Raw genomic sequence first — 17,696 nt, forward strand, 5'->3', positions numbered from 1 at the left:
CCGTGCACACCCGTCGCTCCACTCTGTCGTCCAGGGTGCGCTCGGCGCCCGGCCCGCTCGCCGCAGCCGCCGCGCTGGCGGCCGCGTCCCGCCCCGACCGCGTCGGGGACCCGGTCGTCCAGCGCCTCCAGTCCGCTCGCACCTGGGCCGGCGTGGTGGCGTCGGCGGGACTGCTGTTCGCCTACCCGCTGGCCGAGAGCGGCCAGGACATCCTCCTCGGCAAGGTGACGGACGTCGTCGTCGGCTGCGGGATCGCCCTGGTCGCCGGAGCGATCGCCCTGAGCGTCTTCATCGGCATGGCCCGCCCCTCGCTGCGCGGCGTCTACGTCCGGCGTCTCACCGGCCCCGGCACCGCGCTCGGTGTCATCGCGCTCGGCGTGGGCGTGTGCGGCGGCGGCGTCCTGCTGGGCGTGAGGCTGCTGCACGCGGAGATCATCCCGTGGGCGGACATCCGCGCCGCCGGCAACCTCGCCTGGCTCGCGTCGTTCCTGGTGTTCGTCATCGTGATGCTCATCGGCGCGTTCGTCCTGGCCGTGGTGGCGGTGTTCACGCTGGCCGCCGGGGTGTTCGCGCTCAACTCCTGCTTCCGGGTCGGCGACGTCCACGATCTGCTGCCCGCGTTGATCTCACCGTTCCTGGTGTGGGCGCTGTTCGCGCTGAGCTACTCCGACGGCCCCGAAGTGGCCGCCCCGCCGCTCGTCGGCCTCGCCTTCCTGCTCGGCGGCCCGCTCTCGGTGACGGCCCTGTCGGCCTGGGAGATACGGCGGCTGAGACGCCGTTACGGCGTGACGATGCGTTCGGCACTGGGCCGGGGCGGAACCCCGGAACCGACGTACACGCCTGCCCCGGCACACACGCCGGGGCAGGCGCAGACGCCGTACGCACCGGTGCCGCCGACGACGTACACACCGGTCCCCGCGTACGCACCGGGCGGTACCGGCTTCCCGGGTCCGACCTACCCTCAGGCCCCGGGCCACCTCCCCGGGCCCGCCTACGCGCCACAGCCGCAATACCCGCCACACGCACCGAACCAGCGGTGAGGCGGCCCGGCGGTGAGGCGGCGCGGCACCTCACCCGCGGCGGTCGGCGACCGCCCAGGAGGCCAGCGCCACGGCCCCCGCGACCCCGAACACCGACGGCCAGGCGCCCACCCTCTTCGCCAGCGGATGCGACGCCGCGAAGGCGGCGACGTACGCGGCGCTCAGCGCCCCCGCGGCCTTCCCGCCGGCCTGCCGCCGCCACTGCTGCGCGGCCGCGGCCCCCGCCACGGCGAGGACGGCCCCGCCCAGCGGCCGCTGCCGCGTCCACCGGGCCACCCCGTACCCGCCGACCAGCCCGCCCGCCGCGATCACCGCACTGGGAACCTTCGCCATGTCTGCCGCCTCCTCGTCCTGATCACCGAACCCGCCCCCGAGGCTAACGCGCCCGCCGCGCCACCCGACGCCCGAGCCCCGTCGCCGGGAGCGGGAACGGCCTCCGGCTATCGCGAGCCGCCACCCGGACCTTGCGAGCCCCCCGGCTCCTGTCCCCTCCGGTCGACGACGGCCCGTTCCAGGACGGCCCGTGTGTCGAACACCGTCCCCGCCGTGCCCATCGCGGAGTTCCGGCTGAGGACCGTCCGCTCGCCGAGGTACTCGAGGGTGCCCGGATCGAAGATCCACTCGGTCCGCAGACCCATCCTCGTGTCCTCCCGGGCGATGGCGATGCCGTGCCGGCCCGCCGCGTCCACGGCGTCGTCGACCTCGGTCACGCCGGGAATCCGCGCGGTGGCCCGGTAGATCGCGGCGGCCGTGGCGGACGGCATGACCTGCTCCCGGACCAGCCCGCCGATCCGGTCGAACACGGCCTGGTCGCGGTCCTCGCCGTCCTCGACGGGCGTCTCGGCGTAGACGCGCCGCAGCAGCGCGGCCGGATCGGTGGGCAGGGAGGCGAGCCAGGCGTAGGTGGGCCGGTCGATGCCGGCCGCCTCGCCCGCGGAGCCCTCCGGCACCAGGATCCTGATCGGGTAGTCCTCCCCGTTCTCGCGGGTCATGCCGTACTCGGTCAGCGGCTTGCGGTCCTGCGAGAACCACGTCTCCCGGTCGTGCAGGGACCCGGGCCGCACCGGCTGCCCCCAGTCCGCCTCGTTCTCGGCGACCCGGGTGCGCACGTACACGTACTGGCTGTCCCGCACGGGATCGACGTCCGTGCGCAGGGCGACGGCGGCGATCCGGTCGAGCGTGACGACCGCCCCGCGCCCGCCGGTGCCGCGCCCGCCGGTGCCGCGACCGCCGGTGCCGCGACCGTCATGCCCGCCGGTGTCCGGCGCGGCGCTCGGGCTGTGCCCGCGCCCCGCCTCCTGCCGCCCGTCGGCCAGTCCCACGGTCAGCGTGGCCGCCACCGCGACGGCGACGCACGCGGCGAGCAGCGCGGGCCGGGAGAGGCGGCGGGGCGGGAAGGGACGCCGGGACCGGGACGGAGCCGCGGCCGTGTCCGTGTCCGTGTCCGAGGGCGTGGGCGTGGCCGCCGCGTCGCGATCGATGAGCTGCATCAGTAGATCCTTGTGGTGGGAGTGACGCTCAGGCGGCAGCCCCCGCTCGACGGGGTCGGCGGGCAACAGCCGCGTCAGCTCCGTGAGTTCGTCGAATTCCTCCGGGGAGTTCATCGGGCCTCCTCCTGAATGGGCAGGACCGCGAACGCGGTCTCACTCTCCACCTCTCCGCGACGCGAGCGGGGTTCCTTCCTACGTGCGAGCGCCTCCCGCTCGACGATCTCCCGCAGCCGCTTCCGCGCGCGGGACAACCGTGACCGGACGGTCCCCACCGGCACCCCGAGCGCCTCGGCGGCCTGCGCGTAGTCGAGGCCGCCCCACACGCAGAGCGCGATGACCTCCCGCTCGTGCCGCCGCAACCGCCCCAGCACCCGCCGCACCTCGGCGAGCCGTCGCGCGTCGTCGATCCGCCCGACGAGCGCTTCGGCGAAATCCCCTACGACCTCCTCGCCCCCGGCCACGGCCTCGGCCCGCCGCGCGAGGAACGCCAGCCGCCGCCGCAGACTCCGGTCCGCGTTGCGCGCCTTGTTGGTGGCGATCCCGAACAACCAGGGCCGCAACGACCCCCCGTCCGCCTCCACGGCCTCCCGCCCCCGCCAAGCGGCGAGAAACGTCTCCGACATGACCTCCTCGGCCACCGCCCAGTTCCCGGTCAACCGCAGGGCATGCTGGTAGACGACGGTGGCGTACCGCTCGTACAGCTCGGCGAACGCCTCCCGCTCCCCACCCCGCACCCGCGCCCGCAACCGACGCCCGTCGTCGTCCTCTTCGATCTCTCCGCTGGACCTCACACATGGACCTCTCCACCGGGGGCGCCCGGTTCCCGTGGCGTCGGTCACATTCGGGTGGGGCCGGGACCAATCCGCCCGGCGACGAGGTCCGCCTGTTGCTCGACCGCGAGCGTCTCCACGTCGGTGTCACTGGGACGCTGGTGCCACCGCTCAGGCCCAGTCGCCCCGCTGAAGGGCGCTCAGAAAGAAGTCCCACGCCTGACGCTGCACGGTTATGAGCGGTCCGCTTTCCTGCTTGGAGTCGCGAACAAGGGCGCCGCCCTCCCCTCGCATGCACTCAACGCATTCGGTCCCGCTGCCGCCGCTGTAGGAGGACTTGAACCACTCGTGCGGGGAGAGCGAGGTCATCAGGACTCCTTGCTTATGCGGTCAATGATCTCCGCTGAAGACTCCAGGTCGAGTGCCTGCGCGCTGAGGTACTCGAACGCCAACCTATAGCGCTCCAGTTCCTGCGGCTTCTCCATGAAGAGGCCGCCGCCGATGATGTCCACATAGACCACGTCCAGCTCTCGGGTCGGGCCCCGGAGGACGGCGAAGCTGCCGACGGCCGCCGCGTGTGCCCCTTTGGAGAACGGCAGTACCTGGACCGTCACATGGGACCGTCGGGACATCCCCACGAGGTGACGGAGTTGTTCCCGCATGACGTTGTCGCCGCCCACTCTGCGTCGTAGTGCCGCCTCATCGACCACGCACCAGAGGTGGGGCGGCTCCTCCCGGTCCAGTAGCTCCTGCCGCTTCATGCGGATGTCGACCATGTGCTGAACCTCCTGCTCTGAGCACTGCACCTCCGAGGCCCGATGTACGGCTTCGGCGTAGGCGCGCGTCTGGAGGAGGCCCGGGATGTACATGCAGGCGTAGTGGTCCTCGCGGACGACCTCGTCCTCTAGTGTCAGCATGAGATTCATGGAGTCCGGGATGGGGTCTGCCAGTGATCGCCACCAACCCTGGATCTTGGCTCCCTTGGCGAGTTCGACCAGGGCCAGCCGTTCTTCCTCGGACGCCTGGTACTCGCGGCACAGGGCATCGACCGCTGGCCACTTGACGACGCCCTCCTTCGTCTCGTAACGGCTCAGAGTCGCCTTGGAGATCCCCACACGTGCGCCCGCCTCTTCCAGGGGAAGTCCCTTCGCTTCGCGCAGACGACGTAGGGCGGCACCGAGTTGGCGTCTGCGGGTGGTGGGTCCAATTGCCATGTCCGAGGCCCTTCGTGTGGATCGGATAGATCGTGCTGGTTGTTGGAGCGCGGAGACAAGACGGCGTGCGCGGGGGCGCTTTCCCGAGCCTCGCACTCCTTCCCGCTCGAGATGAGAGTTCCATTTTGGGAGTTTCAATGCAACTCTCAGTATGTGTCCGATTGCATGGAGCAATCGGCATCCTGTCGGGAGGTCTCGCCGTGGTGCACAACGACCAGCGCGCGCTGAGGAAGCCGTGGAGCATTGCCTTCGTAGCGGAACCGGAGGAGGCAGTGGCACTACGGCGGCTGATGCGCCTCCACCTAGGGCTGTGGGGGGTCCCCCGAGTGCTCGAGGCCGCTCAACTCTGCGTGACCGAGATGCTTTCCAACGTCATCACGCACGTGGGTCCGGGTACGCCCACCACCCTCTCGGTCTCCATGAACGGTGGCCATGTGCGGATCGAGATGCAGGACCCGGACACACGCGCTCTCCCCACCCTGCTCCAGGCGGGAGCTGAATCCGAGCACGGCCGCGGGATGGCTCTCATCGACGCCATGGCCGTTCGCTGGGGCGTTGAGCCCCACGCCGATCGGAAAGTCACATGGTGCGAGTTGGAGACTGCGCCGAGCCTGTCGCCCTCGGCGCACGACGATCCCCACACGAGGAGAACCGAAAGGCTGTTGGCCGTCTCAGGCGGAGAGGGGACACCGGACGCCGCGTCCGTCGGCTCCCGGCGGCTGAGCTTGGCCCGAGCGGAGGAAGCGGCGATCGACGTCATCGCCGACCTCCTCCACTGGCTTCACACGCACGGTCGGGACGCAGACGACTTCCTCGACCGGGTGCAGACGCACTTCGAGGCAGAAGCCAGAAGCTCTGCCTGAAACGCGAGCAGATCGGTCAGCTCGTGATGGATGCGTAGGAGCTCACATCGGCAGGAAGCTCGTGCTGGAGGTCCCAGGTGATCGCCATGGGCTTGCTGCCGGTGTGCCCGGCGTAGGTGGCCGGCCCGAGAAGCATCCAAGGTTCGGGCTTGCCGATGCTGTTGGTCGTGTAACGGCGGAGGAAGAGCAGGACGTGACTGCCCCGCTCTGCGTGGTGCTGGTACCGCAGTCCGGTCGCGGAGTCCGCCGGAGTGGTGCTCTGAGACTCCCAATGGAAGCGGGTCGGGCTGAGCGCGTAGTCCTTGTAACGAACGGTCGGCGAGAAGTCCCGCTCGCTCTTCTCCAGGGTGATCAGAAGGGCATCGGTGTTGAATTCCTCCACCCATCGCACCCCCTGTCCGAAGGCGCGCGGCATCTGGCCGCCGAACTTGGCGATCCCCAACGCAGAGAGGATCTCGGAGCGGTTGTAGGAGCTGTGGATCTTCAGCGGGATGGGAGCCAGCGAACCCTCCAGGGGGAGGGGCAAGTGGTCAGCCTCTTCCATGGCGTACGACAGGACCTGCTCGAGTTCGTCACGCAGTGACGTCTGGCCGCGCAGCGACTCAAGGCCTTGGCGGTAACTGGAGAAGCCGCCCGCGTTGTCCCACAGGTTGAAGAAGAGCATGCGGGCGTATGCCTGGTCCTGCTCAGACAACGAGTCGTAATCTGGAGCGTCGTCGGCGACTAGACGCAGATAGGCGTGGATCCGGTCCGGGTCGTCGACGTGCAGGAAGGCGTGAACACGCTTGAGGAGCTCAGCTTCGCCCGACGACTCGTCCTCGCGAATGAACCCCGCTCTACGCAAGACCTTGGTCCAGGAGTTGTCGCTCTTGTAGAGCTCCTGGATATCGCGTCGGCTCTCCCGGAGGTAGTCGGCCAGCTGCGGGGTGCTGTAGTCCCGCACCTCCTTCGCCAACGTTGTGATGGTGGCCTTGAGCTGCGTGCGAATGTTGTCGAGGACGAGGTCCTTGGACTTGCCTTCCAGGATGATCTGGCAGCCCGAAGGCAACTGCGGGAAGCCCTGCTCGATGTTGTCGACCAGGCGGCTACGCGAGAGGTTGGTCAGGGCCCGGAACTGCTCTTCGAAGCGGAACTCGGCGCGGTGCTGGCCGATGAAGTCGAGGACCGTGAGCACTGGTTTGTTCGGCGTACGACGCAGTCCGCGACCGAGTTGCTGAAGGAAGACCGTCGCGCTGTTGGTGGGGCGCAGGAGCAGAAGGGTATCGACGTCGGGGATGTCCAGACCCTCGTTGAACAGATCGACGGAGAAGATCACCTGGATGCGACCTGCTTTGAGGTCGTTCAGTGTCTGTTGGCGCACCTCAGGTTCGGAGTCGCTGTCGAGTGCCGCTGCCCGGAAACCAGCTCGCTGGAAGCACTCCGCCATGAATCGCGCATGGCGCTTGGTCACACAGAACCCCAGCGCACGCATCTCGTCAGGAGCCGAGATCTTGTCTTTGACCTGCTTGATGACGATGCGGGCCCGAGCTTCGTCAGCTGTGTAGAGGCGGCCGAGCTGATCCCGGTCGTAGATGCCCGAACGCCAGTCGAGGCGGGTCAGGTCCGTGCCGTCCGGCAGCCCGAAGTAGTGAAAGGGGCAGAGGAGATCGTTTTCCAGTGCCTCCCAGAGTCGTAGCTCGGCGGCGATCCGGCCGTTGAAGAACTCGTCCTGAACATTGCACCCGTCCATCCGCTCCGGGGTCGCCGTGAGGCCCAGGAGCTCGGCAGGCCTGAAGTGCTCGATGACCCGCCGGTAGGTCTCGGCGGTGGCGTGGTGGAACTCGTCGATGACGATGACGTCGAACCACTCGGGGTCGAGTTGCTTCAGGCGCCGGAGGTTGAGCGACTGGACGCTGGCGAAGACGTGCGTCCAGTCGCGCGGCTCCTTGCCGCTGTGAAGGAGTTCACCGAAGGAGGCGTTATCGAGCACCTCTCGGTAGGTGCGCAGAGACTGACTCAGGATCTCCTTCCGGTGGGCGACGAAGAGCAGGCGGGGAAGTTGCCCACCACGTGCGTCTCGCATCCTTCGGTAGTCCAGTGCGGCCATGACGGTCTTGCCCGTCCCCGTCGCCGCGACGAGCAGATTCTGATGGCGGCCACGGACGTCGCGCTCAACGCGAAGTCGCTCCAACATGTCCTTCTGATGCGGGAGTGGATGCACCTCGAGACCAGAGAGGCTGATCTTGATGTCTCCGGTAGGCCCGGTGCCGCCCGCCTGGGCGAGTGCCCGAGCCAGGCGCTCACCATCGCGATCGGGGTCGTACTCCTCGAAGGCCGTGTCCGCCCAGTACGCGTCGAAGGTCGCCTCGAACTTGTCGAGGACCCTGGGAGTGGCCACCGAGGACAGCCGCACGTTCCACTCCAACCCGTCCAGCAAGGCGGCCTTGGAAAGGTTCGAGCTGCCCACGTACGCCGTGTCGAAGCCGGTGTTGCGGCGAAACAGCCAGGCCTTGGCGTGCAAACGCGTCGATCTGATCTCATAGTTGACCTTGACCTCAGCACCGAACTCGCGCACCAGCCGATCCAAGGCGTGGCGATCGGTGGCACCGATGTAGGTCGTTGTGATGACCCGGATCGGGACACCACGTTCCTTGGCGGCGCGGAGTGAATCCTCGAGAACCCTTATCCCGTACCACTTCACGAAGGCGCAGAGCAGATCGATGCGGTCCGCGGTGGCGAGCTCTGCCCGCAACTCCGCGCCCAAGCTCGGATCGTCCGGCGCGTTGGTGATGAGTGCCGTCTCGGACAGAGGCGTCAGGGGCCTGATGGCGTACACGCCGGGAGCTTCCTGCTCGGCCAGGGCGAGAAGTTGTCGGGGACCGTCGACGATGGCCGTCCCGGCCGCGTCCACCTCCGGATCGGGCATGCTACTGGCCAGGGACCGTATGATCTCGTTGGCCGCGGCCACCTGTTTGTCCGGAGAGAGCTGACTCAACCGCCGCTCTACGGCCTCCCCGATGTGGCGCGCCAGGACATGCGGTGAGGACTCGGGACTCACCTCCGTGTGGATCGGCTTCCACCCGGCCGCGTGCAGCTGCTCGATCTGTGACTGCATGCCTTCGGTGACGAGCTTCTCGTACACACCCGGGACGGGTTGCGACAGATCTCCTGGCTGAGCCACGCGGGTCCCCTTAGATCGCTAGTTGCGCCACGAACAGTTTTAACAGCGGGCGCTGACACGACGGAGTCGAGTGCTCCAATGAGGACCGGTTCGGTATCGCGGGACAGTTGCCGTCGTCGAGCGAAGCTAGGTTGTCCACCATGCATCCCACCCCCCAGGCCGGTCCCCAGATCGCTCACCCCCTCGCCGGCAAGGTCGTAGTAGTCACCGGGGCCGCCCGGGGCCAAGGCGCTGCCGAGGCCAGGGCTCTTGTGCAGGCCGGGGCGGTGGTGGTTGCCACCGATGTCCGCCCCGAAGGGGACTGCCGGCGGCTCGACGTGGCCAGTGAGAGCGACTGGGCCGAGCTCGCCGCCGAACTGCGGGAGACTCACGGGCAGGTTCACGGGCTGGTCAACAACGCGGGTGTCATCCACCGGGCCCGGCTGGGGGAGGTGCGCGCGGAGGATTTCGAGCGGGTGCACGCGGTGAACACCACGGGGCCGCTGCTCGGCATCCAGTACCTCTCGCCGTTGATGCCGCCGGGCTCGTCCATCGTCAACGTGGGGTCCTCCACCGCGTACACCGGCTACTACCCGGTGGCCTACACGGCGAGCAAGTGGGCGTTGCGGGGCGTCTCGAAGGTCGCGGCCGCGGAGTTGGGGCCGCGGGGGATTCGGGTCAACACGGTGCACCCCGGCTACATCGAGACGGAGATGACCGCCGCCGCGACCCCGGCCTTCCGTGAGACGACCATCCGGGAGACGCCTCTGGGCCGCAGCGGCACGGTCGACGACGTCGCGCCGCTCGTCGTCTTCCTCCTCAGTGACGCGTCCTCCTTCATCACGGGGGCGGAGATCCCCGTCGACGGGGGCTTCAGCGCGCACGGCGGCGTCAAGTCCATCTCGGACGCGCTGCGGCCCCAGGCGCCGAACGCCGACTGAAACGCCCGGGCCTACACCCTCGCGCCCGCTTCCACCCCGTGGCACCCCGCGTAAGCCGCCCCCGACCCGCACCAGCACGCCGCCCCCCGCTCGGGCGGCCAGCCCACGGCCCTGCCCCTGGCTGCCAGGGTCGTCGCGTACTGGGGGAGGAGGTCGGTGTCGGCCGGGGAGGTGCCTTCCGAGGCGGCGAAGGCCTCGTACGAAGGGACCGTGCCTGTCACGATGCCGAGGTTGGCGGTGCCCGAGGCGGCGAGTTCGCGCAGGGACGCCTCTATCGTCGCCAGGTGCTCCTCGTGCGAGGGGTACTCGTCCGCCAGCGTCGGGTACGCCCCGACCAGTTCCGCCAGCTCTCCCGTGGGCCAGTGCAGGACCGCCACCGGGAACGGGCGGGACAGTTCCTCCCGGTATGCGCCGAGCTCGGCGCGCAGGCGGGAGATCTCCGCCTGCAGTTCGGCCGGGTTGTCCGAGCCCAGGGACCAGACGCGCTTGGGGTCGTGGAGTTCGTCCAGGGAGACGGAGGAGGAGTGCAGGGTGTCCGCGAGCGCGTCCCACTCGTCGTGGGCGGCGCCGAGCATCCGCCGGACCCGGTGGCGGCCGAAGAGGAGGGGGTGGGCGGAGTGGGGGGTCTCGGCCGCGTCCGCCAGGAGCAGGGTGACGCCCTCGGTGAACGTCTTCTGTGCGGCTTCCAGCTCGTCGTGGGACTCCAGCGACTCCGCGACGATCACCCAGGGGGCCGGGTCGCGGGGGGCGGCGGCGCGGATGCCGTCGATGATCGCTCTGGCCTCGGCCTCATGACCGTACTCCCACAGGTTGGAGGCCTTCAGGGCACGGATCAGGTGGGGGCTCTCCAGGTTCTCCGGACCCTGCGAGGAGGACAGGAGACGGTCGTACAGGGTCGTCGCGGCGGGGCGGTCGCCGGCCAGTTCCAGATGGGCCGCGGCCTGCAGCAGCAGGGCCTCCGCGTCCTCGGGATACAGGCCGGCGGTCCGCTCCAGGCGTGCCGCTTCGGCGGTGTGGTCGACGTTCTCGGCAGGCGTGTCGGGGCGCATGGGTGACACCGTAGCGCCGCCCGGCGACAAAGGAGAGATACCTGCAGGCCAGCGACCACATCGCCGCCCCGCCCGCCCGGAAGCCCCGCTAGATCGTCACTCCGTCCACCTGGAGGGTCTGCACCGCGCCCGCCGCGAACGGCACGCTGATCGACTTGCCGCTCAGGTGCGTGTCCGAGTGGGACGTGTAGAGGTCGCCGGAACCGCTCGTCACCGTGTTCCAGCGGGGGACGAGGCCCGACGAGCCGCCCGTCACCGTCGTGAAGCGGGAGAGGTCGAAGGTCAGGGTCTGGGCCGAGGAGGACGTGTTCGCGGCCACGATCACGAGCCGCCTCGCCGCCTTGTCGATGGCCGCCGCCGCGTAACTCACGCCCGTGTCGAGGATCGTCATGCCGGGCCGGATGTGACGGCTGAACTGGGCCATCACGTAGTACTTCGTGGTGACCGCGCCGGCCGCCAGCGTGTTCTCGTCGTAGCGGATCATCGCCCAGCCCGCCGACGGGTCCATGACCTGCCAGTACACCCACGCCGTCGGGTGCAGCCAGCGGAAGTCGTAGAGCAGGTTGCTCGCCATCGTGAGACCGGTGCCGTCCTTGTCGCCGGTCTCGGAGTTCCACAGCGCCTTCTTCGCCGTCGTCACGACGTCCGTGTAGAGCAGGTCGCGGCGGCCGCCGGAGCCCTGGTAGCCGTGGACGTTGACCCGGTTCACGTACCCCTTCGTCGTCGCGGAGAAGGAGTTCCAGGTGGTGCGGGCGAGGTCGTAGTTCGTCTCGTCCGAGGCCGAGATCTTCGTCGCCGTCAGACCCCGTGAGTCCAGCTCGCTGCGCATGTACGGCAGGACGGCCGCCTGGACGGTCGCGTCCATGTGGCAGCCCTCCTGCGTCCCGGTCGCCGTCCACCAGGACGAGGACGGCTCGTTGAAGGGGTCGACCGTCGCGAAGTTCACGCCCCAGTCGTTCTTCGCGCGCAGGGCCACCGCCGCGAGGTGGGAGGCGTGCTGGCGGTAGTTCCAGGACTGGAGGTTGTTGCCGCCGCCCGAGGCCCCGGACGGGTTGTGGTTCAGGCACATCCACCACATGGGGGAGTTGGCGAAGAGTTCGGTCGTCGCGCCGCGCGACACGGCCTTCTGCAGCATCGCGCGCTGGTTCGCGTCCGCCGTCCAGTCCCAGGCGGAGGACGTCGGGTCCTCGTTGTTCCAGTCCTGCCAGTACCCCGCGATCTGCTTGAACCGGGGGATGTTGGGGGACGCCACCATGGACGTTCCGCCCACGCTGTTCCAGCTGCACGCGCCCAGGTTGTAGCGGGCGATGTTGAGGCCGAGACCGGGCAGGGCGCTGCCGTTGTAGGACACCGACTTGGTCGTGAAGAAGATGTCGGCGAAGTCGTCCCGGGCGCCGAAGACGTTCGCCCACCAGGCCAGGGAGGTGCCCCAGCCCTCCCAGGTGCCGTAGGTCGTCGCGGGGTTGACGGCGATCGTGGAGTCCGCGCGGGCGGTGCCCGTCGCGAGGGTGCTTCCGAGGAGCGCGCCGCCCGTGGCCGCCAGCAGTGTTCTGCGTCGGATCATGACTTCTCCGCTTCATGACAGCGATCGACCGCCGGTCGTCCCCGCCGGCGTCGTCGGAGTGCGTCAGTGCGTCAGTGCGTCAGTGCGTGGGTGCGTCAATGCGTCGGTGCTCAGTGCGTCACGAAGCATCGGGTGTGGTCCGTGGAGTTGTCGAGGGTTCTGACAGCCCTTTCTCAAACCTGTGGAGAAAGGGGCGGAATGGGTTCGAGGGGACGAACGGGCGGGGCGGGGACGGTCCGTGTATGTACGGGTCTGGAGACCTTGTCCCCTTCCCCCTATCGTGCCCGCGTGCGGACTTCCCCCGGGCAGCGGACCCCTCTCGGCCGACGCGTCCCCCTCGGCCGACGGGTCCCCGTCGTCGGGCACGGCACCCGGCGGCGGAGTGCCCGGCGACGGCGGGTGCTGTGGACCGGCGCCGAACTCCTCGTCACCGCCGGCGTGCTGGTGCTCCTCCTCGTCGTCCACCAGCTGTGGTGGACCAACCGGGAGGCGAAGGCCGGCGCCGAGCGCGGGGTGCAGGCCCTGGAACGGCAGTGGGGGAGCGGCGCGGTGGACGGGCGGCCGGGCGCCGCCGGTGAGGGGGGCCCGGGCGCCGACTCCGCCGCCGGCGACCCGTCCGTCGCGGACGGGGACGGGGACGGGGGCGATGCCGGCGTCGACGGCCGCGGCGGCTCGTCGGCAGGGAGCGGTGGCGGGGGCGGCGTCCCGCGCTCCTCCCAGGCGTACGCCGTCCTGCGCATTCCCCGGCTCGGCCTGCGGGTGCCGGTGGCCGAGGGCACCAGCAAGCAGAAGGTGTTGAACAAGGGGTACGCGGGTCACTACAGCGGCAGTCAACAACCGGGGCAGCAGGGCAACTTCGCGGTCGCCGGGCACCGCAACACGCACGGTGAGCCCTTCCGGTACCTCAACCGTCTGGGGAAGGGCGACAGGGTGGAGGTGGAGACCCGCGACGCCACCTACACCTACCTCGTCGACAAGGTCCTGCCGCAGACCTCACCCCGTGACTCGGGCGTCATCGGGCCCGTGCCCCGCTCCCTCACGAAGCCCGGCGTCGGCTACGGCGTCCCCGGCCGCTACCTCACCCTCACCACCTGCACGCCCGAGTACACCTCCCGGTACCGGCTGATCGTCTGGGGCGTCCTGGTCGCCGCGTGGGCCCGCGGCTAGGGCGGCGTCGCGACGGCGGTTCCCGCGGTCACCGTGCTCCCGGCGACCCTCCTGCTCCCCGTGTTCCCGGCGGGCCCCGCAGATGACGAAGGTGACGCTGATCAGCAGCGCCCACGAGACCCACTTGGAGAGGGAGACGGGCTCCCAGCCGCCGAGCTGGTACGGGTAGGTCCAGGCGCCGAGGTAGGTGGCGATGTTCTCGGCCAGCCAGAGGAAGAAGCCGATCAGCGTGAAGGCGAGCGCCAGCGGCATCCGGTGCCTCAGCGTGCCGACCGTGAAGTGCGCCCACGTGCCCGCCGTTGCGGCCAGCAGCAGCGCGCCGAGCGGCAGCCGCAGGTCCGGCAGCCAGTGGTGGGTCAGGAAGTTCACGTACAGGCCGACGGCGAGAACGGCGGTGGAGCGGGGCCGGTAGCGGGTCAGCGACAGGTCGAGCAGCCGTCGGGACCGGCAGACGTAGCTGCCGACGGCCGCGTACATGAAGCCGCCGTACAACGGCACCCCGGCGATCTTGGTGAGGCCGGGCTCGGGGTAGCTCCACGACCCCACCCGCACCTTCACCAGTTCGAAGGCGAGCCCCAGGACATGGCAGACGGCCACCACCGCGACCTCCCGCCGGGTCTCCCAGCCCAGGAGCCATGCGAGAGCGGTGAGCAGCACGCCGTAGGCGAGGAGGAGGTCGTAGCGGGCGGCCGGGAGGGTGGGGAGCAGCCGGGAGACGGCCATGCCGCCGAGCAGCGCGACCGCGAAGGCGCAGCAGCGTGCCTGTACCCAGCCGAAGCGCACCAGCTGTCCGGCGAACGTCCTCGCCGCGCGGGCTGCTCTCCCGTGTGCCTTGCGTGCCTCGTGCGTCTCGTGGGTTTCGTGCGTCTCGTGCGTCTCGTGCGTCTCGTGGGCTCCGTGGGCCTCGTGCGGGTCGTGCAGGTGCATGGTCATGGAGAGCCGCGTGGCGGGGCGCGCGGTTGCGGACCGCGCCGCGGTGTTCCCGCCCGGGGCCGCTACGCCCCCTCCCCCATCTCCTCCAGCGCTTCGTGGACGGCGGCCAGGACGGCGTCGGCGTCGGCGCCGAGGGCGCGCGCGGAAGCGGTGAAGTCACGTGCGAGCGTGGCCAGTTGCCCGGGTTCGGGGCGGGCGGGGCGGGCGCGGGGAGCCGCCACGCGGGAGCCGGCGCCGCGCCGGGTGCGGATCAGCTCGGCGGCCTCCAGCTCGCGGTAGGCGCGTGCCACGGTCCCCGGCGCCAGTCCCAGGTCGGCGGCGAGCTGGCGGACGGTCGGCAGCCGCTCGCCCTCCGTCAGCCGGCCGGTGACGATCAGCGCGGCGAGCTGGGAGCGGATCTGGTCGTACGGCGGCACCTGGCTGCTGGTGTCGACGCGTACCGCGGGCTCACTCATCGCCGACGGCCCGGGGCGCGACGATGGTGAACAGGCACCATCCCAGGGTGAACAGGGAGAGCAGTCCCAAGGGGTAGATCACCAGCGCGGTGATGTTGCCGAGCATGCCGGCACATGTGGTGCGGGACAGCACCCGGCCGATCATGCCGAGGACGATCAGCAGCTGGCTGGAGACCAGCAGCCCCCAGGCGCCGGTGATCGCCCAGCTGCGGTCGTGGCGTCGCAGGTTGTCGCCGGGGCGGTGGGCGATGCGGCGCAGCGCCCAGACGCAGGCGGCGGTGCCGAGGGCGAGGGCGGCCAGCGCCGGGGCGGCGTAGTGGAGGCCGGGCCAGGGGCCGAGCAGCCGGGGTCTGCCCGCGGCGCAGGTGACGGTGAGGGTGCGGCCGATCCGGCCGTGGGCGTCGGGGGAGGCGATGAGGGTCCCTGTCGTCAGCAGGACGGCGATGCAGGCCGCCTCGAAGGCCAGCAGCGGCGCCATCCGGGGCGGGACGTGGTCCCGGACCCGGCGCGGGGTCAGGGCGGCGGTGCGGACCGCCTCCAGCGGAGCGGGGGTGAGGGAGTCGCCGAGCAGGACCCCGCCGACGGCGCACAGTCCGAACGCGGTGACCGCGCTGAGGAAGCGCATGGCGAGGTCGTCGCTGTCCCAGAACCCCAGCCGCTGCGCCACGACGACGCCCAGGGCCAGGCCGGCCCAGCGGGCGCAGAGGTCGGCGCGCGCCAGCAGCCGTTCAGGCGAGACGGTGTCGAGCATGGCGGACCCCCCGGTCGACGCTTGTGTCAAGTGGTGAGTACAAGATGCCGTGAGCGGGATCTTGTGTCAAACACTTGATACAAGCTGCTCGCCCCGGCGGCCGCGGAACCATCGCGGCGTCCCGGACGTCTTCCCGTGAGCAGGAAAGGAGCGGACAGGCATGCCGCACAACCGGTTCGACGCGCGTCGCGCCGTCATGCCCGTCCTGCTGCTCCTCGTCCTCGACGTCCTGCTCCTGGACTCGGGAAGCCTCACCGCCGCCGTCGCGCTCGCCGCGACCGCCGCCGCCTCCTCCGCGCTCACCGTCTGCACCGTCGTGGCCGCGCGCAGCGCACCCCGTGTTCCGCCCACCCGGGTGCGCACGGCGATCAGGGACCGGGCCCGGCGCACGGCCTTCCTGTCGCAGCGCGATCCGGACGCGTCCGGCCGGCCCCGCCCCCGAGCGCCCGGTCGCGCCCTCCCGGCGACCGCCGCGTAGGGCACGTCCGACGCCGTCCTCGTGACCCCACGCGGGTCGTCATGCCGCCAACCCCGTTGTCCCCGGCACGACGAGACCCCCGGAGGGCTCCTCACCCATGTCCGTTTTCGCCAGTCTGGTCGAGCACCTCGCCGACCTGCTCCAGCCCCTGTTCGGCGCGGCCGCCGCAGCCGCCGCGATCGTCCTGTTCACCGCGCTCGTACGGCTCCTCGTCCACCCGCTGTCCCGCGCGGCCGCCCGTGGGCAGAAGGCCCGCACCGCACTCCAGCCGAGGATCGCCCAACTGCGGGACAAGCACGCGAAGGACCCCGAACGACTGCAGAAGGCCGTGCTGGAACTGCACGCCGCGGAAAAGGTGTCGCCGCTCTCCGGCTGCCTGCCGAGCCTGCTCCAGGCTCCCGCGTTCTTCGTGCTCTACCACCTCTTCTCCAGCGCCTCGATCGGCGGTGAGAGCAACGGGCTGCTCGGCCACCGGCTGTTCGCCGCACCCCTCGGCGACCACTGGGCGGACGCGCTGGCCGCAGGCGGCCCGGTCGGCGGGGCCGGACTGGTCTACCTCGCGCTGTTCACCGTGGTGGCCGTGGTCGCCACCTTCAACTTCCTGCGCGCCAGGCGGACGCCGCTGCCCGACACCGGCGGCCTGACCGGCGGCCAGGACGTGCCCGGAGCCGGCGTGGTCGCCAAGGCCATGCCGTTCATGTCGTACGCCACCCTGATCACCGTCGCCGTCGTCCCGCTGGCCGCCGCGCTGTACGTGGTCACGTCGACGACGTGGAGCGCGGTCGAACGGGCCGTCCTCTACCGGTGACCGGGCGCAGCTCAACGCGGTGACGGTCCAGTACGTGAACCGGGTATTGCGGAGCGGACGTCCAGCTTGGACGATCGACCAGTCCTCCGATGGCTGCACCCGTCGGAGGGCGCCCGCGATCCAGGGAGACGATCATCATGAAGTTGCTGCGAGTCGGTGCGAAGGGAACGGAGCGTCCCGCGCTGCTCGACTCCGAGGGGGTCCTGCGGGACCTCTCCGGGGTCGTCCGGGACGTCGACGGGGCGCTGCTCGCCGACGACGTGGCGCTCGGCCGGGTCCGGGCCGCCGCCGAGTCCGGGGCGCTGCCGGCGCTGGACGCCGACGGGCTGCGGATCGGACCGCCGCTGGCACGGATCGGCAAGATCGTGTGCATCGGGCTGAACTACCACGACCACGCCCGGGAGACCGGGGCCGAGCCGCCCGCCGAGCCCGTGATCTTCTTCAAGGCGGCGGACACGGTCGTGGGGCCGTACGACACCGTGCTGATCCCGCGCGGGTCGGTCAAGACGGACTGGGAGGTGGAGCTCGCCGTCGTCGTCGGGCGCACGGCCCGCTACCTGGAGTCCGCCGAGGAGGGGCTCGCGCACGTCGGCGGGTACGCGGTGGCGCACGACGTGTCCGAGCGGGAGTTCCAGATCGAGCGCGGCGGGACCTGGGACAAGGGCAAGAACTGCGAGACGTTCAACCCGCTGGGGCCGTGGCTGGTGACGGCGGACGAGATCGCCGACCCGCAGGACCTCTCCCTGAGGCTCTGGGTCAACGGGGAGCTGAAGCAGGACGGTACGACGGCGGAGCAGATCTTCGCCGTCGGGGAGGTCGTGCGGTACGTCAGCCAGTTCATGACGCTGTATCCCGGGGACGTCGTCAACACGGGGACGCCGGCCGGCGTGGCCCTCGGGGAGCCCGACCCGAAGCCGTTCCTGCGGAGCGGGGACGTGGTGGAACTGGAGATCTCGGGGCTGGGACGGCAGCGGCAGGTCTTCGCCGACGCGTAGCGCTCCGCTGGGGTGGTGCGGGTTATGGGCCGGCCGGGG

17 protein-coding genes and 1 pseudogene are annotated in these 17,696 nt (G+C 70.5%); 7 read left to right on the forward strand and 11 right to left on the reverse strand.

Going from position 1 to position 17,696, the window contains the following annotated elements; all coding sequences use genetic code 11:
- Positions 1–2 precede the first annotated feature (2 nt).
- A complete protein-coding gene (locus tag ACH4ZA_RS18055; protein ID WP_398430258.1) occupies positions 3–1,040 on the forward strand; it encodes a hypothetical protein in 1,038 nt (345 codons plus the stop codon).
- Between the two features lie 30 nt (positions 1,041–1,070).
- Here the strand turns inward: ACH4ZA_RS18055 and ACH4ZA_RS18060 are convergent, their stop codons facing one another.
- The 5 genes from ACH4ZA_RS18060 to ACH4ZA_RS18080 form a co-directional block, all read right to left on the reverse strand.
- Entirely contained in the window at positions 1,071–1,373 is a 303-nt protein-coding gene (locus tag ACH4ZA_RS18060) for a hypothetical protein (protein ID WP_319276409.1), read from the reverse strand.
- A 107-nt stretch (positions 1,374–1,480) separates the two neighbouring features.
- The gene (locus ACH4ZA_RS18065; RefSeq protein ID WP_398430260.1) at positions 1,481–2,644 is read right to left on the reverse strand and encodes a CU044_5270 family protein; all 1,164 of its coding nucleotides are present in this window, start codon (positions 2,642–2,644) and stop codon (positions 1,481–1,483) included.
- Entirely contained in the window at positions 2,641–3,276 is a 636-nt protein-coding gene (locus ACH4ZA_RS18070; protein WP_398430470.1) for an RNA polymerase sigma factor, read from the reverse strand. Before ACH4ZA_RS18070 ends, ACH4ZA_RS18065 begins: the two co-directional genes overlap by 4 nt.
- Positions 3,277–3,471: 195 nt before the next feature.
- A complete protein-coding gene (locus ACH4ZA_RS18075) occupies positions 3,472–3,669 on the reverse strand; it encodes a DUF397 domain-containing protein (protein ID WP_398430262.1) in 198 nt (65 codons plus the stop codon).
- Entirely contained in the window at positions 3,669–4,514 is an 846-nt protein-coding gene (locus tag ACH4ZA_RS18080; protein ID WP_398430264.1) for a helix-turn-helix domain-containing protein, read from the reverse strand. Before ACH4ZA_RS18080 ends, ACH4ZA_RS18075 begins: the two co-directional genes overlap by 1 nt.
- A 200-nt stretch (positions 4,515–4,714) precedes the next feature.
- Here ACH4ZA_RS18080 and ACH4ZA_RS18085 point away from each other — a divergent pair, with 200 nt between their 5' ends.
- The gene (locus ACH4ZA_RS18085; RefSeq protein WP_398430266.1) at positions 4,715–5,377 is read left to right on the forward strand and encodes an ATP-binding protein; all 663 of its coding nucleotides are present in this window, start codon (positions 4,715–4,717) and stop codon (positions 5,375–5,377) included.
- 16 nt (positions 5,378–5,393) lie between these two features.
- Here ACH4ZA_RS18085 and ACH4ZA_RS18090 read toward each other — a convergent pair whose 3' ends face one another.
- A complete protein-coding gene (locus ACH4ZA_RS18090; protein ID WP_398430472.1) occupies positions 5,394–8,471 on the reverse strand; it encodes a DUF3427 domain-containing protein in 3,078 nt (1,025 codons plus the stop codon).
- Between the two features lie 206 nt (positions 8,472–8,677).
- On the opposite strand from ACH4ZA_RS18090, the gene ACH4ZA_RS18095 reads away from it, so the two are divergent.
- Positions 8,678–9,457 carry an SDR family NAD(P)-dependent oxidoreductase gene (locus ACH4ZA_RS18095; protein ID WP_398430268.1) on the forward strand — a complete coding sequence of 260 codons (780 nt, stop codon included), beginning with the start codon at positions 8,678–8,680 and terminating at the stop codon, positions 9,455–9,457.
- 11 nt (positions 9,458–9,468) lie between these two features.
- Here the strand turns inward: ACH4ZA_RS18095 and ACH4ZA_RS18100 are convergent, their stop codons facing one another.
- Positions 9,469–10,506, reverse strand: a complete 1,038-nt coding sequence (locus tag ACH4ZA_RS18100; protein WP_398430270.1) for an SEC-C domain-containing protein — start codon at positions 10,504–10,506, stop codon at positions 9,469–9,471.
- Between the two features lie 88 nt (positions 10,507–10,594).
- A complete protein-coding gene (locus ACH4ZA_RS18105; protein ID WP_319276426.1) occupies positions 10,595–12,070 on the reverse strand; it encodes a glycoside hydrolase in 1,476 nt (491 codons plus the stop codon).
- 288 nt (positions 12,071–12,358) lie between these two features.
- On the opposite strand from ACH4ZA_RS18105, the gene ACH4ZA_RS18110 reads away from it, so the two are divergent.
- Positions 12,359–13,237: a class E sortase gene (locus ACH4ZA_RS18110; RefSeq protein ID WP_398430272.1), complete on the forward strand. Its 879-nt coding sequence runs from the start codon at positions 12,359–12,361 to the stop codon at positions 13,235–13,237.
- A 39-nt stretch (positions 13,238–13,276) separates the two neighbouring features.
- On the opposite strand, the pseudogene ACH4ZA_RS18115 reads toward ACH4ZA_RS18110, so the two are convergent.
- The 3 genes and pseudogenes from ACH4ZA_RS18115 to ACH4ZA_RS18125 form a co-directional block, all read right to left on the reverse strand.
- Positions 13,277–14,023: pseudogene (locus ACH4ZA_RS18115) on the reverse strand (DUF817 domain-containing protein); the annotation flags it as partial.
- Positions 14,024–14,232: 209 nt separating this feature from the next.
- Positions 14,233–14,625, reverse strand: a complete 393-nt coding sequence (locus ACH4ZA_RS18120; protein ID WP_319276428.1) for a GntR family transcriptional regulator — start codon at positions 14,623–14,625, stop codon at positions 14,233–14,235.
- The gene (locus ACH4ZA_RS18125; protein WP_319276429.1) at positions 14,618–15,376 is read right to left on the reverse strand and encodes a hypothetical protein; all 759 of its coding nucleotides are present in this window, start codon (positions 15,374–15,376) and stop codon (positions 14,618–14,620) included. Before ACH4ZA_RS18125 ends, ACH4ZA_RS18120 begins: the two co-directional genes overlap by 8 nt.
- A gap of 160 nt (positions 15,377–15,536) precedes the next feature.
- Between ACH4ZA_RS18125 and ACH4ZA_RS18130 the strand changes: the two genes are divergently transcribed.
- The 3 genes from ACH4ZA_RS18130 (at position 15,537) to ACH4ZA_RS18140 (ending at position 17,657) form a co-directional block, all read left to right on the forward strand.
- The gene (locus ACH4ZA_RS18130; protein WP_398430274.1) at positions 15,537–15,854 is read left to right on the forward strand and encodes a DUF6412 domain-containing protein; all 318 of its coding nucleotides are present in this window, start codon (positions 15,537–15,539) and stop codon (positions 15,852–15,854) included.
- A gap of 97 nt (positions 15,855–15,951) precedes the next feature.
- Complete coding sequence (locus tag ACH4ZA_RS18135) at positions 15,952–16,662, forward strand: YidC/Oxa1 family membrane protein insertase (RefSeq protein ID WP_319276431.1); 711 nt, start codon at positions 15,952–15,954, stop codon at positions 16,660–16,662.
- Between the two features lie 137 nt (positions 16,663–16,799).
- Complete coding sequence (locus ACH4ZA_RS18140) at positions 16,800–17,657, forward strand: fumarylacetoacetate hydrolase family protein (protein ID WP_319276432.1); 858 nt, start codon at positions 16,800–16,802, stop codon at positions 17,655–17,657.
- Positions 17,658–17,696: the final 39 nt, after the last annotated feature.

This window comes from Streptomyces sp. NPDC020597 (assembly GCF_044335095.1).
Lineage (GTDB): Bacteria > Actinomycetota > Actinomycetes > Streptomycetales > Streptomycetaceae > Streptomyces.

Coding starts and splice junctions, on each gene's coding strand:
- ACH4ZA_RS18060 (WP_319276409.1), bottom strand. CDS start 1,373: ATGGCGAAGGTTCCCAGTGCGGTGATCGCGGCGGGCGGGCTGGTCGGC.
- ACH4ZA_RS18065 (WP_398430260.1), bottom strand. CDS start 2,644: ATGAACTCCCCGGAGGAATTCGACGAACTCACGGAGCTGACGCGGCTG.
- ACH4ZA_RS18075 (WP_398430262.1), bottom strand. CDS start 3,669: ATGACCTCGCTCTCCCCGCACGAGTGGTTCAAGTCCTCCTACAGCGGC.
- ACH4ZA_RS18080 (WP_398430264.1), bottom strand. CDS start 4,514: ATGGCAATTGGACCCACCACCCGCAGACGCCAACTCGGTGCCGCCCTA.
- ACH4ZA_RS18090 (WP_398430472.1), bottom strand. CDS start 8,471: ATGCAGTCACAGATCGAGCAGCTGCACGCGGCCGGGTGGAAGCCGATC.
- ACH4ZA_RS18095 (WP_398430268.1), top strand. CDS start 8,678: ATGCATCCCACCCCCCAGGCCGGTCCCCAGATCGCTCACCCCCTCGCC.
- ACH4ZA_RS18100 (WP_398430270.1), bottom strand. CDS start 10,506: ATGCGCCCCGACACGCCTGCCGAGAACGTCGACCACACCGCCGAAGCG.
- ACH4ZA_RS18105 (WP_319276426.1), bottom strand. CDS start 12,070: ATGATCCGACGCAGAACACTGCTGGCGGCCACGGGCGGCGCGCTCCTC.
- ACH4ZA_RS18120 (WP_319276428.1), bottom strand. CDS start 14,625: ATGAGTGAGCCCGCGGTACGCGTCGACACCAGCAGCCAGGTGCCGCCG.
- ACH4ZA_RS18125 (WP_319276429.1), bottom strand. CDS start 15,376: ATGCTCGACACCGTCTCGCCTGAACGGCTGCTGGCGCGCGCCGACCTC.
- ACH4ZA_RS18130 (WP_398430274.1), top strand. CDS start 15,537: ATGCCGCACAACCGGTTCGACGCGCGTCGCGCCGTCATGCCCGTCCTG.
- ACH4ZA_RS18135 (WP_319276431.1), top strand. CDS start 15,952: ATGTCCGTTTTCGCCAGTCTGGTCGAGCACCTCGCCGACCTGCTCCAG.
- ACH4ZA_RS18140 (WP_319276432.1), top strand. CDS start 16,800: ATGAAGTTGCTGCGAGTCGGTGCGAAGGGAACGGAGCGTCCCGCGCTG.